This is a genomic window from Propioniciclava sp. LT432 (assembly GCF_059515965.1).
In genome coordinates, this window is record NZ_JCAKNE010000030.1 from 24,707 (window position 1) to 39,297 (window position 14,591).

18 protein-coding genes are annotated in these 14,591 nt (G+C 70.1%); 4 read left to right on the plus strand and 14 right to left on the minus strand.

Features of this window, described 5'->3' with window-relative positions:
* Window position 1 precedes the first annotated feature (1 nt).
* The 14 genes from AC5YDV_RS16050 to arfB form a co-directional block, all read right to left on the minus strand.
* Complete coding sequence (locus AC5YDV_RS16050) at window positions 2-817, minus strand: hypothetical protein (protein ID WP_496184540.1); 816 nt, start codon at window positions 815-817, stop codon at window positions 2-4.
* Window positions 808-1,698, minus strand: coding sequence for a hypothetical protein (locus AC5YDV_RS16055; RefSeq protein ID WP_496184539.1), 891 nt, complete (start codon window positions 1,696-1,698; stop codon window positions 808-810). The genes AC5YDV_RS16050 and AC5YDV_RS16055 overlap by 10 nt, the downstream gene beginning before the upstream one ends.
* Window positions 1,699-1,746: 48 nt before the next feature.
* Window positions 1,747-2,229: a heme-binding beta-barrel domain-containing protein gene (locus AC5YDV_RS16060; protein WP_496184538.1), complete on the minus strand. Its 483-nt coding sequence runs from the start codon at window positions 2,227-2,229 to the stop codon at window positions 1,747-1,749.
* A 32-nt stretch (window positions 2,230-2,261) separates the two neighbouring features.
* Complete coding sequence (locus tag AC5YDV_RS16065) at window positions 2,262-2,912, minus strand: response regulator (RefSeq protein ID WP_496184537.1); 651 nt, start codon at window positions 2,910-2,912, stop codon at window positions 2,262-2,264.
* An 8-nt stretch (window positions 2,913-2,920) separates the two neighbouring features.
* On the minus strand, window positions 2,921-4,078 hold the full coding sequence (locus AC5YDV_RS16070; protein WP_496184536.1) for a sensor histidine kinase: 1,158 nt from the start codon (window positions 4,076-4,078) through the stop codon (window positions 2,921-2,923).
* A 446-nt stretch (window positions 4,079-4,524) separates the two neighbouring features.
* Window positions 4,525-4,653, minus strand: coding sequence for a hypothetical protein (locus tag AC5YDV_RS16075; protein WP_496184535.1), 129 nt, complete (start codon window positions 4,651-4,653; stop codon window positions 4,525-4,527).
* 106 nt (window positions 4,654-4,759) lie between these two features.
* Window positions 4,760-5,143: a hypothetical protein gene (locus tag AC5YDV_RS16080; RefSeq protein WP_496184534.1), complete on the minus strand. Its 384-nt coding sequence runs from the start codon at window positions 5,141-5,143 to the stop codon at window positions 4,760-4,762.
* 10 nt (window positions 5,144-5,153) lie between these two features.
* A complete protein-coding gene (locus AC5YDV_RS16085) occupies window positions 5,154-5,666 on the minus strand; it encodes an FBP domain-containing protein (RefSeq protein ID WP_496184533.1) in 513 nt (170 codons plus the stop codon).
* Between the two features lie 74 nt (window positions 5,667-5,740).
* A complete protein-coding gene (locus AC5YDV_RS16090; protein ID WP_496184532.1) occupies window positions 5,741-6,349 on the minus strand; it encodes a tetratricopeptide repeat protein in 609 nt (202 codons plus the stop codon).
* A 228-nt stretch (window positions 6,350-6,577) separates the two neighbouring features.
* Window positions 6,578-8,026: an ammonia-forming cytochrome c nitrite reductase subunit c552 gene (locus AC5YDV_RS16095; RefSeq protein WP_496184531.1), complete on the minus strand. Its 1,449-nt coding sequence runs from the start codon at window positions 8,024-8,026 to the stop codon at window positions 6,578-6,580.
* 5 nt (window positions 8,027-8,031) lie between these two features.
* Window positions 8,032-8,544, minus strand: a complete 513-nt coding sequence (gene nrfH, locus AC5YDV_RS16100; RefSeq protein WP_496184530.1) for a cytochrome c nitrite reductase small subunit — start codon at window positions 8,542-8,544, stop codon at window positions 8,032-8,034.
* Window positions 8,545-8,701: 157 nt separating this feature from the next.
* A complete protein-coding gene (locus AC5YDV_RS16105; protein WP_496184529.1) occupies window positions 8,702-9,379 on the minus strand; it encodes a response regulator in 678 nt (225 codons plus the stop codon).
* On the minus strand, window positions 9,376-10,311 hold the full coding sequence (locus tag AC5YDV_RS16110) for a sensor histidine kinase (protein WP_496184528.1): 936 nt from the start codon (window positions 10,309-10,311) through the stop codon (window positions 9,376-9,378). Before AC5YDV_RS16110 ends, AC5YDV_RS16105 begins: the two co-directional genes overlap by 4 nt.
* 54 nt (window positions 10,312-10,365) lie before the next feature.
* A complete protein-coding gene (gene arfB / locus AC5YDV_RS16115) occupies window positions 10,366-10,806 on the minus strand; it encodes an alternative ribosome rescue aminoacyl-tRNA hydrolase ArfB (RefSeq protein WP_496184527.1) in 441 nt (146 codons plus the stop codon).
* A 22-nt stretch (window positions 10,807-10,828) separates the two neighbouring features.
* Here arfB and AC5YDV_RS16120 point away from each other — a divergent pair, with 22 nt between their 5' ends.
* The 4 genes from AC5YDV_RS16120 to AC5YDV_RS16135 all read left to right on the plus strand — a co-directional run bounded on the left by AC5YDV_RS16120 (window position 10,829) and on the right by AC5YDV_RS16135 (window position 14,582).
* Window positions 10,829-11,173 carry an avidin-fold protein gene (locus tag AC5YDV_RS16120; protein WP_496184526.1) on the plus strand — a complete coding sequence of 115 codons (345 nt, stop codon included), beginning with the start codon at window positions 10,829-10,831 and terminating at the stop codon, window positions 11,171-11,173.
* Window positions 11,174-11,295: 122 nt separating this feature from the next.
* Window positions 11,296-12,351 (plus strand): ferredoxin reductase, encoded by a 1,056-nt coding sequence (locus AC5YDV_RS16125; protein WP_496184525.1) that lies wholly within the window; start codon window positions 11,296-11,298, stop codon window positions 12,349-12,351.
* A 13-nt stretch (window positions 12,352-12,364) separates the two neighbouring features.
* The gene (locus tag AC5YDV_RS16130) at window positions 12,365-13,504 is read left to right on the plus strand and encodes a fatty acid desaturase family protein (protein WP_496184524.1); all 1,140 of its coding nucleotides are present in this window, start codon (window positions 12,365-12,367) and stop codon (window positions 13,502-13,504) included.
* A 106-nt stretch (window positions 13,505-13,610) separates the two neighbouring features.
* Window positions 13,611-14,582 carry an NYN domain-containing protein gene (locus tag AC5YDV_RS16135; RefSeq protein WP_496184523.1) on the plus strand — a complete coding sequence of 324 codons (972 nt, stop codon included), beginning with the start codon at window positions 13,611-13,613 and terminating at the stop codon, window positions 14,580-14,582.
* The last annotated feature ends 9 nt before the right edge of the window (window positions 14,583-14,591 follow it).

Here is a 14,591-nt window from a genome sequence, read left to right on the forward strand (position 1 = left end):
CCTAGGACCGTCGCAGCCGCGACTCCGCCTTCTCCACCGCGCGGGCGGACGTGCTGCGCCGCGCCTCGGCGTCCGCCAGACGGGCGCGCGCCTCGCGGAGCTGGCGTTGCGCGACCGCGAGGGCCGCCTCGGCGCGTGACACGTCCTGTTCGGCCTCCTGTGCGGACGCCTCGTCTCGGCCGAGCTGCTCACGGGCCTCCGCCACCGCGGCGACGAGGGCGGGGTCCGGTTGGGGCTCGGGTTCGGCCTCGGGTTCGGGTTCTGGTTCTGGTTCCGGTTCCGGTTCCGGTGTGGCCTTCGCCTGCGCCATGGCGGCCAGCGCCTCGGAGAGGTCGACCTCCCCGAAGCCGCCGTACGTGAGCGACTTGTCGAGCCGTCCCGCGGCCACGGCGTCCGCTGCCGCCTGGTCGGCCAGGGCGGCGCGGAGGGTACCCCGCACCTCGTCGAGGGCGGGGGCGCTCACGGTGACGCCGAGCGTGGCGAGGTGGGCTGTGAGGTCGCGGACGACCCGGTTCTCGAGCGCCGTCCGCCCCGCGGACAGTTCGCGGACCCGCGCCATGTCCAGCGCACCCTGGGCCGCCCGGAGGTTCGACCCCAGCGCGAGCCATTCGCGCAGCGACACCAGCGACGCCCGAGCCGCCACGTTCACGTACCAGGCGGCCACGCTCGGCCGGCGCAGTGCCTTGATGGACGCCGCGAGTGTCCGGTCCCCCTCGGCGCGTGCCTGCTTCGCCGCCGCGTCACGCGCGGCCACGAAGTCGCGGGGGTCGCCGGCGTAGAGGGCATCGACGACGGCGTCGAGGCCGGTCAGTCCCACTCCCAGTGCAGGGCGTACACCCCGGGCTTGGCGTCGGCCCACACGAACTGGGCCTCGTTCCGGGCGAGGGGCACGAGCGTGGTGTCGTGCGGGACCTCGTCCTCGATGGAGGCCCGCACGCTGGCGAAGACCCGGCTCGGCAGACTCCCCGGTGCGAACCGGACTGCCAAGGACAACGCCTTCACCGGGTCCGCGGTGGCCCGCTCCAGCCGGTAGGAGGGCTCGGACGTCGCCCCGAACGTGAGGCGGTAGTCGGACGTGAAGAGCTCACCGCGCTGCATGGGTCGCGGCGCGAGCATCTCGGCGACGAGGAGCATGCGCTCCGGCACCGAGATCACCTCGCCGAGCACGCACCCGAACAGTGGTTCGATCGACTGGACCTCGCCGGGTTCGGCGTCCGACTCGTTGACCACCGCCCAGCGGTGCAGGCCGTGGCGCTCCGCGCGCCAGACGATGCGGACCTCCTGGGACGCCTCGCTCCGGTCGGCGGCCACCTCGAGCAGGTCGTGCACCGTGACGCGGGACAGCTGCCCCTGCATGTCGATGCCCAGGTCCTCGATGAGCTGCGTCGCCAGGTCGCGCGAGGGCACCACGCTCTGCCACTCGAACAGCTCGCGGCGGGTGCGGCCGTCCGCGGTGTGGGTGTGCTGGGTCAGGTGGCCCGGCTCGAGGTTGAGGATCTTCTCCAGTTCGACCAGCGTGTGGAAGCTGCGGGACCGTGTGGGCAGCGATCGCCCGGACTGCCAGTAGCTCAGGGTCGCGATGCTGACGGGCACGTCCGCGGCTTCGAGGCGCGCGCGGATGCGCTCGAGGGAGAGCCCACGAGCCTGGATGGCGGCCGTCAGGACAGCAGCAAAGGTCTCACCTTGGTCTGCGTTCACTCTTGCATTGTGGCAGGTCCGGGGCACCACCCCTGCTGGACGACCGATTCACCGCGGATCGTCGGCACGCTCCAGCCGCGAGGACAGGTGGTGCGTCAGGTCCAGCCCGACGGCCGCCATGGCCAGCTCGATCTCGAGGGCGTCGCCCCGCACCGTGAAGCTGCGCGTGATGCGGTTGACCTGCTTCGCGGTCGGCGTCCTCGTCACGGTGGCGTCCGTGGCGATCGTGAGGACGCCGTCCTGCGACGCTGCGCGTCCGCCCCCGATCTCGACCTGCCCGGTCGGCAGCGCGGCGACGATCTCCATCGCCCCGTCCCCCACGGCCCGCAGGTAGCCGGACTCGGTGTGCATCGGCTGGCCGGACGCCGAGCGCGTCCGCTGCACGAAGGCGATGAAGGGCTTGCCGGAGTGGCTGAAGACCCACTCGTCGACGTACTCGAAGTCGCTGATGGTCGGGTAGTGGCCGCGACCTGTCCCGCGCCACGTTCCGAGCAGGGCGGACAGGGGGACGACATGCGGGTGGAGGTCCATGGACCCATCCTGCCCCAGTCGGGATCGCCGGGTCAGGCGTGCTCGACGAGTCCCAGCTCGTACGCCCGGACGACGGCCTTCAGGCGGGAGGGCACTCCCATCTTGGTCATGATCGCCGACACGTGGGTCTTGACCGTGGATTCGGAGACCACCAGCGCCTCGGCGATCTCGGTGTTGCTGTAGGCCTCGCAGAGCAGCCGGAGGATCTCGAGTTCCCGCGGACTCAGGCCCAACTCGGGAGCCGGCACCGGACGCGGCTTGCGCCGGTCGCTCAGCAGGAGCTTGGTGATCGGTCCGGGGGAGACCACCGAGGTTCCCTGCATCACCGAGCGGAGCGCCTCCAGGAGGCCCTGGGGCGAGGTGTCCTTGAGCAGGAAGCCGTTCGCCCCGGCCTGCAGGGCCTCCCGGACGGCGCCGTCCTCGTCGAAGGAGGTGATGACCAGGATCTTGATGTCCGGCAGGAGCGCGCGGAGGGTCTCGGTCGCCTGGATGCCGTCGACCTTGGGCATGCGGACGTCCATGATGACGATGTCGACCGGGTCCCGGGTGATCGTGGTCACGGCCTCCGCGCCGTTGGAGACCTCGTGACGGACCTCGAAGTCGTCGGCGGTGGACAGGTAGGCGCCGAGTGCCGCACGGACGAGGGGGTCGTCGTCCACGATGGCCACGGTGACGGGGATCATGGGCCCAATTATCCCCCGAGCGGGAGCTGGGCGCGGAGGATCCAGGTGTCGGAGGCCTCGGTCGCCTCCAGCTCCCCACCGAGGGCCTGGACGCGTTCCAGGGCCCCCACCAGGCCCAGGCCCTCGGCCGAGCGCGTCTGGTCGTGGCCCGGGCGGAGGGGGTTGGTGAAGACGGCCTCCACGATGTCCTCGCGCACGTCGATGATGAGCCGGCACGGGCCGCGCCCCGCGTGCTTGACCATGTTGGAGGTCGCCTCGACGACGAGCTTGGCCAGGGCTTCGCGGACGGACAGCGGGAGGGAGTCCAGGTCCTCGCCGGCGCTGACGTCGAGCCGCAGGCCATGGGCGGCGAGTTCCGCCTTCCGCTCGGCGATGACGTCCTCGACCGTGGCGAGGCGCCAGAGGGCGTCCTCCTCCAGGTCCAGGTCGGGGTCGTTGCGGCGGAGGGCCTCCATCATGCCGCGCAGGTCGCGCAACGACCGTCGGCCGGTGGCGATGATGAAGTCGAGGTCCTCGATGAGTTCGGGGTCCTCCGTGCTGCGCAGCTTGACCTGCTCCGCGCGCATGATCATCGTCGTGGTCGCGTACGAGACGGTGTCGTGCAGGTCACGCGCGATGCTGCGCCGTTGGCTGCGCAACGCATTCGTGCGCATCTCGGCCTGGTGGATGCCCTCCTGGCGGAGCCTGTCGATGGTGCGACCGGTCGTCCACGCCACCCCGACGAGCAGGGCCCAGATGATCACCGTCTGGGCGATGTCGCTGGCGTTCTCGTTCAGGGGGACGGTCTTGATCAGCAACAGCGCCAGGTAGAGCGCCGTGGCGAGGTCGCGCAGGAACACGCGCCCATGGGCGCCGTTGGACACGATGGGGATGAACAGCACGAAGATGGTGGTGCTGAGGTAGTCCGACAGCAGCGCCCCCACCAAGCAGGCGGCGACACCGAAGGTGCCCACCCGCGGCCATCGGCCGCTGGTGGCGGCGAAGGCGCAGATCGCGAACTCGAGGGCTGCCTCCCACGGCGTCCGGATCGGCTCGGGGAAGGCTTCGTTGTACACGAAGGCGAGGAGTCCGAAGAAGGCCTCGGGGACACCACTGCCGCCCAGCCGGGTCACCCAGCCCGGCAGTCGTCGGCCCGACCGAGGGGGGGCGGGGGCCGGCGGGGTCATGGCGCCAGTCTGGCACGGCGTGGTGGTCCGGCACACGGCGTCCCGCCTCGTCCTTTCGTCCCATTGAGTTTGGCACTTTCGCCTGATCCGGGAGCAGGCGCTCGCGGCTAGCGTGGAGGAATGCCTCCAACCCCACCGCCTGTGAGGATCCCCCTCGCGCAACGGGCCGACGCCTTGGTCATCGCATGCGCGGTGGCGGGACTGCTGATCGGTGTGTTCAGCGGCCTCCTGGCCGGTGACGCCCGGACGTTCGGCGGGGTTGGAGCGCTGGCGGGACTCGTCCTCGGAAGTTCGTTGACCGTCCTGCCCCCCTGGGTCAAGAGGACGCCCCCCGGCTCTTGACCCGCGGCGTCCGTGCTGAGCGAGCGGACGCCGAGACGCCCCGGTCCTCTGGACCGGGGCGTCAGGCTCGGGGTGGGCAGACGGTGGCGCCGTGGAGCGGGGGCTCAGCGGGTGCAGAGCATGGGAAGCAAGTTGCAGAACCACGGCGGGAAGGCCGTCTGGGTGGACATCTCCTGCGTGACGCCCGTACCGAGCACCACGACGGCGACCAATGACGCGACTGCGAACTTCATGGCAACTCCTCGGCTCCAAGCTTTGCTTTTTGTCGGATGCTACGCTCCGCGCTCGCTCGGGAAATCGGTCAAAGGTGCCGATCGGCTAGGTCGAAAGGATGAGTCGTCAGCCGCGGCGCAGGAGGCGCTTCACGAGCAGGGCGATCCCCTGCCCGAGGTAACCGAACGCGGCGTAGAGGACCGCGTAGGGGAGTGCCGAGTCGTTGTAGACCACCAGGGCCGCCGGGATGAAGGCCAGGCCGAACAGCCAGGGGAGCAGGCCGTGGAACCCATGGCGCCAGGCGTAGATGCCCCCGGCGACGAGCACGACGAGGGGGTTGAGCAACAGCAGGCTCGCGTAGGCGGACAGGGTGATGTCCTCCTTGGTGATCGTGCCCCCGTACAGCAGCCAGGTGTTCACGATGGGCAGGAGGAAGATCCCGGCCACCCACAACATGTATGTCACGGGGGTGTCGACCGTGAACAGCGGCCGACGGGGCTCTTGCTCCATGGACGGCAGCCTAGGCCAACCGCGGGGCGTCGCTCTCGACCACGCGGGCGAGGAAGTCCTCCACGTTCTCGCTCAGGCGACGGACGCGGGCGTCCAGGTCGATCGTCTCGGGCAGTCGACCTCCGCCGACGGCTCGGCGAAGGCCCCGCAGGTAGAGGGAGCAGCCCAGGTCCGCGCAGATGTAGGTTCCCACGGTGTTGTGGTTGAGGCCGGCCCGGCCCGCACGCCGGGCGACCATGAGGACCGCGCCCTGGCCGGGGTGCTGCGTCCAGCACAGGTTGCACAGGGTCCGGCGACCGCGCGGCAGGTTCTTCGGCAGGCGCAGGATGACCCCCACCAGCCCGAACGACGTCTCGGCGACCAGGTGTCCGCGCTCGGGCAGGGCGGGATCGACCCAGCCCAGGTAGTCCAGTGAGTCCCACAGGGTGGCGTGGAACCACCACGGCATCTCGAGCCGCTCGTACTCGGCGTCCGTCGCGTTGACGAAGCTCTCGCGGACCTCGTTCTCGGTCAGCGCTTTCATGGACCCCTTCCTACCCCGGGGCAGCGTGCTGGAGTGGGAGCACGCTCGCGAGCCGCAGCGATTGCGGCGCCGCCTCACCGGCCGGGAACAGCGGTGTCCAGGCGGGTCAGGTACTCCGACACGGTCTCGGCCATCGACGTGCCCGGGGCGACCTCGACGACCTTGCGCCAGGCGGCCTCGGCCTTGGCGTCCGAGGGTGGGTCGGTGCTCAGGTAGAGGAACCCGAGGTTGTACCAGGGTCCCGGATCGGTGGGGGCGATCTCGGACGCCGCGAGCCATTGCTCCTCGGCCTCCGGGTAGCGGGATTCGTTGAAGAGCGCCACCCCGTAGATGAGCCGGTCGTCCAGGCTGTTCGGGTTGGCGTCCACCTTCGCCTTCAGCTCGGCCATCTGCTCGGCGGTGAGCGGGGCGGGCGTGGCGGCAGCGCCGGCCGAGGTGTCCGGATGATCGACCGGCATCTCGGCGGCGGGACCGCGGCCCAGGGCCCAGACGCCGAAGAAGAGGACCAGACCGACGACCACGCCCAGCGCGGCGAACGACCAGGGCCCGCGTCGCCGGCGAGCGGGGGCGGGGCCGCCGATCCCCACGAGGTCGTCGTCCCACGCCAGCACGTCCACGTCGGCGTCGTCCCACGCCGGCACGTCCACGTCGGCGTCGTCACCAGTGATGCTGTCGGGCCTCATCGAACATCTCCTCGTGGGGGACCGGGTGATGGTCCGACCCACGGCACCACTCTCGCTCCCACGCGGGGCCCCGACCATCCTCAGGGCGGCACGAAGAGGGCACAGCGGCGGCCGCGGGGGTGTATCGCCCGGCACACCACCACACCACCACAGCGGCGGACGCCCCGGCCATACGAAACGGGGATGGGGTCACCCTCCCCATCCCCGTCCGCACCGAAACTGAGGGGCTCACGCCTCCTTGTTCGGCGCCAATGGCACCGGGAACGTCCCCTCGGGGACGGACTCGGCGGGTCCCGCCGGGGCGTACGTCACGCCGCGGAGGGCCATCTGCCCACGACGGGCGGCGTCCGTGACGTCGTTCAGCAGGCGGTTGCTGTACGCCGGGGCGTGGAAGCCGCGGCTGTTCTCGGAGACGACGTAGTCCAGGAAGAACTGCGCCTTGCGCTGGAAGCCGCGGGCGGCGTCCACCTGTGCGGCCGGCGTGCCGTCGCTCTTGGCGGCCTCGATGTCGTAGATCAGCGCCGTGAGGGCGTCGAACGCGACGTCCTTGGTCTGCTCGTAGGTGCTGTGGATGCCCTCGACGCGGTCACGCATGGCCTGCTCCGTCGTGCTGTGGCACGTGAGGCAGGAGGCGTTGATCGTCTCGTCGCTGCGCATCGGGCTTGCGATCTGGTGGTTGGACACCTTGGCCGCGCCCTCGCGCTGGTACGGCATGTGGCAGTCGGCGCAGGTCACGCCGGACCTGGCGTGGACGCCCTGGCTGAACGTCTCGAAGTCGGGGTGCTGGGCCTTGACGACCTTGGCCTCGGTCAGCTTGTGGGTGAAGTCGCTGAACCCGATCTCGTCGTAGTAGGCGAGCGCGTCGTCGGCCGTCAGGCCCTTGTCCCACGGGAAGGTGAGGGTCTTCTCCTCGCCCTTGAAGTAGTACTCGACGTGGCACTGGGCGCACACGTAGGTCCGCATCTCCTGCGGCGTGGCCATGGTGGTGACGTCGTAGTCGGCGACGCCCTGGCCGGCCTTGTACTCCTTGAGGCCCGCCTCGAACGCGGGGCGCGTGATGCGCAGCTGCATCGTCTTGGGGTCATGGCAGTCGATGCAGGCGACCGGGTGCTTGGCGAACTCGGTGGCGTCGACGTACGGCATCTTGTTCATCGCCGCCCAGCCGGCCGCCTGGTCGCCCTTGCCCAGCGTGTCGACGACCTCGGGCAGGGACGCGTGGCAGTTGAGGCAGGCGCCGGGCTGCTTGAAGGGGTCCTGGACGCGCTTGACGAGGCGCTGGTCCTCGAGCATGTAGGCGTGACCGCGGGGCTCGTTGTACTCGACCGCGAACGCGTAGCCCTGCCACATGGTGACCAGGCGGGGGTCGTGGGCGAGCTTGCTCGCGGCCTTGACCGTGCGCGGGTCGTCGGGGGTGGCCACGCGGGCGACCTGCTCGTCGGCCGGCATCTCGGACGTCTTGGACCATCCCGCGAACTGCAGCGGGAAGTTCTGGCCCCACACCGCCGGGTCGTACGTCTTGTCGGTGAGCTCGGCCACGCGGAAGTAGGGGTTCTCCCCCTCGGCCCGCCGCTCGAAGATGCTCATCAGCATCGAGGCGATGCCGACCGTGACGAGGGCTCCTGCGATGAGGAACACCCCGGCCAGGAGCAGTCGCCGGTCCTTCTTCTTCTCGGTCATTCAGCTCACCTCATGTGTCCGACTTCGGCGTGGCATTGGAGACAGTCGATCTGGGTGCTGTGGGCACCCACGGTCGTCGCGAACTGGCGCGTCTCGGAGATGTCGCTCACCAGGTCGCCGTGGCAGTACAGGCAGGCGTGCCGCGTGATGTCACGGTTCATCTCGCGGATCCTGATGTTCTCCGGGTAGTCGCGGGTGGTGAACTTCAGGGCGTGCCAGAAGCCGTTGTCGGCCTTGTTCACGTACTTCGCGACGAGGTTGTCGTGGGGCGAGTGGCAGTCGTTGCAGGTCGCCACGGCGGTGTGGCTGCCCTTGAGCCAGCCCTGGTACTGCTCGTTCATGGCGTGGCACTGGTTGCAGGTGGCCGGGTCGTTGCCCAGGTAGGCCCACCCGCCGGCGTAGCCGAACGTGAAGACGGCGATGCCGAGCAGGATCCCGACCAGCGCGCCCGCGACGGTGATCGCGATGCCGCTGAAGCTCGTCAGGACGCCCATGATGCCGGTTCGTCGGTTGGTCATCGCGAGCCGCCCTCCTTCCGCGCGCACGGGTTCGTTCGGTCACCGACAGCGTCTCGCCGCAGGCGCTGCCCGCGCATCCGTCGGGAGGCACAATCGCGGCACAGCCACCGGTGCCCGGTGTGCCGTCCGGCTGCCCCCGGGCGGTTCAGGCGGTGGTTCAGGCGCGAGGGCTGCCGAGTCCCTGCCGGACGATGTAGGCGGCCGCCTGGATGCGGTTGTCCATGCCGAGCTTGGACAGCGCGTTGTGGACGTGGTTCTTCACCGTGCCCTCGGTGATGCACAGGGTCGAGCCGATCTCCTTGTTGGACCGGCCGTCCGCCACCAGCCGCAACACCTCGAGCTCGCGCGCCGAGAGGACGGGGGCGTCCGAGTGGGGGACCGTGGCGCGGAGGCCGGTGTCGCGCAGGGCTGACATCAGGCGTCCGACCAGCGCGGGAGCGATGGGGGACTCGTCCCGGACCGCCGCGCGCACCATGGCATACAGCTCCTCGGGGCGGAGGTCCTTGAGCAGGTAGCCGCGCACCCCGAGCCGGACGGCCGCCAGCAGGTGCTCGTCGTCGTCCGCGACGGTGAGCATGACGACCCGGGCCTGCGGCAGCACGTCGCGCAGCCGCTCGGCGGCGGCGATGCCGTCCATCACGGGCATCTCCACGTCGAGCAGGATGACGTCCGGGCGGAGCGCCTGCGCCATCTCGACCGCCTCGACGCCGTTGGCGGCCTGCCCGACGACCTCCAGGTCGTCCTGGGCGTCGAGCAGCATCGCGATGGCCTGCCGGAACAGGGGGAGGTCGTCGGCGACGAGGATGCGGGCGGGGCGCCCCAGCGGGAGGGTCATGCGGTCAGTTCCTCCACGCGGGTCCGGGTGGGGGTCGCGCGCGGCAGGCGGACGGACACCCGGGTGCCCTCGCCGGGGCGCGACTCGATGCGCAGGCGTCCGCCGACGGACTCCGTCCGCTCCCGCATGGTCGTCAGGCCGAAACCGTGGCCCGGGCTCGCCACGGCGTCCGCGAGGCCGTGCCCGTGGTCGGCGAAGCCGCGCCCGTCGTCGGCGACGACGAAGAGGGCGTGGGTGTCGTCGGCGCTGACCAGGACCGTGGCCGACCGGGCGGCCGCGTGCTTGCGGACGTTCGACAGGGCCTCCTGGATCACGCGGAACACCTGCACCTCCGCGTGGGGATCGAGTGCGAGGTCGCGGTCGGCGTCGGTCTCCAGCGTCGTCGGGATGCCGCTGGTGCGGGAGAACAGGCGCGTGTAGTCGGCGAGGTGGTCCAGCAGGGGGCGTTCGGGCTGGTGGGCGTCCTTAAGGCCGAGAATGGCCTCGCGGACGTCGCGGTGCGACTCCTGGCACAGGTCGGCGAGGTCCTCCAGTTCGGCCCTCACCCTGGGGTCCGCGGCGACGGAGCGGCGGCTCCCCAGGGCGCGCAGGCGGAGGTGGGCGACGCCCAGCACCTGGGCGAGGCTGTCGTGGAGCTCGCGGGCGATGCGGTCCCGCTCCACCAGGGCTGCGGAGAGGCGCTCGGCCTCGACGGCGGCGGACACGGCCGCGTCGTGCGCACGATCCAGCGCCCGGAACATCGTCCACCCGAAGACGGCGGCGCCCCCGACCAGCACCACCCCGAGCAGGCCGTGCGCGACGGCCGAGTCAAGCCCTGCCGTGGCGGACGGGTGCAGACACAACAGGCCCGCCACGAACGCGGGCGGTGCGGCCAGACCGGTCAGGCGCAACCTGCCGAGGCGGGTGGCGCTGGAAGTGGCGTCGTCGGTCACATGTCCTCCCGTGGGTGATGCAGGACGACTTTCTCCGACACATCGTAGTAGGAATCAGTCCTCGTGGGACCGCCTTCGGGCCTTCTTCTCCGTCTGGTGCCTCTTCGCCGTCAACCGGCGCTCGACGCTGCCCCGCGTGGGCCGGGTCCGCCGGCGCGGCGGCGGCGGCGGAGCGAGGGCCGTGCGCAGCGCGTCCGCCAGTCGTTCGCGCGCCGCGCGCCGGTTGAGGAACTGCGAACGCTGGTCGGCCGCGTCGATCGTCAGAGTCGTGCCCACCAGTCGTCCGGCGAGGTTCTTCAACAATCGGACGCGCTGGGCCTCCGTCAGCGCTGCGGACGCGGCGATGTCGAAGCTCAACTGGACCCTGCTGTCGGTGGTGTTCACACCCTGCCCGCCCGGTCCGGACGCCCGGGCGAAACGCTCGGTGACGTCCGCGGCCGGGATGGTGAGCCCTGACGGCACTCCGGGGCCCGGCGGGATGACCACCTCACTCACGTGGCCAGCCTAGGGTGATGCCGTGATTCTTCTCGATGGGCGCCGCTTCGTGGCGGAGAGCAATTCCGATGACGGCCAGGTGGGCGATGGAACCGTTTTCGGGTACCACGAGGAGGGCGACATGGTCTGGGCGGAGTACTCCGGAGGGGCGGTTCGTCATGGCCATCTCGTCGGGACACGCGAGGGCGAACGCCTCGACTTCCGGTACGTGCACCTGGATCGAGATGGTGCGACCTCGACCGGGCACTGCACGAGCGTGATCGAGGCCGGCGAGACGTTGCGCCTGCACGAGACGTGGCGCTGGGAGTCGCGCCCGGGTCAGGGAACCAGCGTGCTGCGCGAACTCCTGCGCGAACCCCCCGATTGACGCAGGATCCTGGTCCGTGTCGACGCGGGGCTCAGCAGCCCGGGTACCGTTGGGTTCCACGGTCACCTGGAGACCCACGGTCACGATGACTCGATCTGGGACTGTCCGAGAGGGGCTGACCAATGCAACTGTTCCGTCCACTGGCCCATCTGGTCTCGACCTTGAGCTACCCGCTGCACGCGCGTGACGTGGCCGGCGTCATCGACCCGCTCTTCTCCAGCAAGCAACTGCGCGCCCGCGTGACGTCCGTGGTGCACGAGGGCCCGCGCTCGGTGACGGTGCGGTTCCGTCCCGCGCCCGGTTGGCGTCGGCACCAGGCGGGCCAGTGGGTCCGGATCGGGGTCGAGATCGACGGCGTCCGGCACTGGCGTTCGTACTCGCTGTCGTCCGCGCCGGGCGAGGACCCGGCCATCACCGTCACCGACATCGGCCAGGTGTCGGGGGAACTGGTCCGCCGGGTGAAGCGGGGCGACCTCCTCTACTTGGACCAGCCGCAGGGCGATTTCGTGCTGCCGGAACACCCGCGTCCCCTCCTCATGATCACCGGCGGAAGTGGGATCACCCCGGTGATGTCCATGATCCGCACGCTCGTGGGTCGACGAGCCGATGCCGACGTGGTGCTCATCCACACGGCTCGTACCCCCGCCGACGCCCTGTTCGCCGATGAACTCGCCGAGTTGGCGGTGACCGCTCCGGGGCTTCGAATCGTCCCTTGGTTCTCGGCCGACCAGGGGCGCCTCGACCTCACCCGCGTCGACACCCTCGAGGCGCTGTGCCCCGACTGGCGCGACCGTGCGGCCTACGTCTGCGGTCCCGATGGGCTCGTCACGGACGCCGAGCGGCTGTGGGCGTCCGATGGTGTGGGTGCCCACCTCACCCTGGAGCGCTTCGCCGTCGCGCGCCTGGACGGCCCGGCCGGGGAGGGCGGGCTCGTCACGTTCACGCGCTCCGACCGCGAGGTCGAGGTACCGGGCGACCAGAGCCTCCTCGAGGCCGGTGAGGCGGTGGGCGTCCCCCTCCCGAGCGGCTGCCGCATGGGCATCTGCCGAACCTGCCTCACCAAGTTGGACGCCGGCCGCGTCCGCAACCTGACCACCGGGGAGGTGTCCGGTGAGCCGGGCGACCTCATCCGCACGTGTGTTTCGGCCCCGGCCGGGTACGTTCACCTTGATGCATGACGCTGGAGGACCGATGTCCAAGACCCTGACCACGACCATGACCGAGAGCCGCTCCCCCGTTCTCGCCGCCGACGGGGCGCCCGCGCGGCGTCCGGCCGGCGCCGCGCACCTGACCGACGAGCAGGTCGCCGAGCTCGGCCGTGAGCTCGACGCCCTCCGAGCCGGCGTGATGGACAGCCTCGGTGCGCGGGACGCTGCCTACATCCGCACCATCATCCAGACCCAGCGGATGCTGGAGATCAGCGGCCGCGGGCTGCTGCTGTGGGCGCGGCATCCCATGGCGTTCGCCGCGGGGTCCGGAATGTTGGCGCTGTCCAAGATCCTGGAGAACATGGAGATCGGGCACAACGTGATCCACGGCCAGTGGGACTGGATGCGTGACCCCGACATCCACTCCACCACGTGGGAATGGGACTTCGTCGCGCCGGCCGCCGGCTGGAAGCACACCCACAACGACCTGCACCACACGTACACCAACGTGGTCGGCAAGGACCGCGACGTGGGCTACACGGTGCTCCGCGTGAGCCGCGAGCAGCCGTGGGAGCCGCGGTTCCTGCTGAACCTGCCGACGAACGCGTTGCTGGCGCCCTTCTTCGAGTGGGGGATCGCGCTCTACGACCTCTCGCTCGACGAGGTGCGGGCCGGCACGAAGTCCAAGGCGTCCCTGCGAAAAGACCTGAAGGCGCTGGGACGCAAGTTCGGCCGGATGGTCGCCAAGGATTACGCGGGGACCCCGCTGCTGGCACACCTCCTGTCCCGCTCAGGGCTCCAGGCCCTGGCGGGCACCTTCGCGGCGAACACGATCAGGAACCTCTGGGCGCACACGGTCATCTTCTGTGGTCACTTCCCCGACTCGGTCGAGTCGTTCGCGGAGGAGTCCATCGAGGGCGAGACGCGCGGGGACTGGTACATCCGGCAGATGCTCGGCTCGGCGAACCTCGAGGGCGGCAAGCTGTTCCACATCCTGACGGGCAACCTCAGCTTCCAGATCGAGCACCACCTGTTCCCGGACATGCCGTCGAACCGGTACAGCGAGGTCGCGCCGAAGGTGCGCGAGATCTGCGAGCGCTACGGGCTCGGTTACACCGGCGGGCCCCTGCACCGGCAGATCGGCCAGACCTGGCGGACGATCGCGCGCCTCAGCCTGCCCTGAGGCCGGACGCCGCCACCAGCGGTGGCCACCACGCCCGTTCGTCGGAGGATGCTGGGAGAATCAGAGAGGGCTCAGCTCCTTCATCCGCTGACTCGAGAGGAACTCCATGGCCGAGGACACCGATGGTCGGGTCGCTGTGTACATCGACTTCGACAACATCGTCATCTCCCGCTACAACCAGCTGCACGGCCGAGGCGCGTTCCAGGCGGACCGCGTGCGCCAGATCGACCTGGAGGCCGGCTCGGCACCGCCGGATGTGGTGGAGCGACTGCGGCAGGCCACCGTCGACATCGGCGCGATCCTGGATTACGCGTCGTCGTTCGGGGAGATCGTCATCAGCTGTGCCTACGCGGACTGGTCCCAACCGGTCAACGCCGCGTACCGCAGGCAACTGATCGATCGCGCGGTCGACCTGACGCAGATGTTCCCGCTGTCGGCCACGAAGAACGGGGCCGACATCAGGCTTGCGATCGATGTCGTGGAGGACTTGTTCCGCCTGGACAACGTGAGCCACGTCGTCCTGGTCGCGGGCGACTCCGACTACGTGGCGCTGGCCCAGCGGGTGAAGAGGTTGGGCCGCTTCATCGTCGCGGTGGGGGTCGCCGGCGCGACCAGCAGGTCCCTTCCGGCGGCCTGCAACGAGTTCAGCCTCTATGACGACCTGCCCGGGATCGGTGGCGACGAGGAGAACGAGGGCGCCGTGGTGCCGCCCCCGCTGCCCGTCTCGGATCACGACGAGGAAACTCCGAAGCCATCGGTCACTGAAACCCCGGCACAGGTGAAGCAGCAGGCAGCGGCGACAGAGGACGAGCCGGCTGCGAAGATGTCGCCACGGGCAGCGACCAAGCTGCTGCGCCGAGCCCTCGAGCTCGGCCATGACAAGGCTGGACATGACGAATGGCTGCACACCTCGGCGGTGAAACTCCAGATCAAGCGGATGGACCCCTCTTTCCACGAGAAGTCGCTCGGCTACAGCTCCTTCACCGATTTCGTGAAGTCGCGCTCGAGCCTGGCTGAACTCGACAAGTCCTCACAGGGTCAGCGCGTCCGTCTGCGCAAGACGAAGAACGGAAGCTGACAGCCCCGG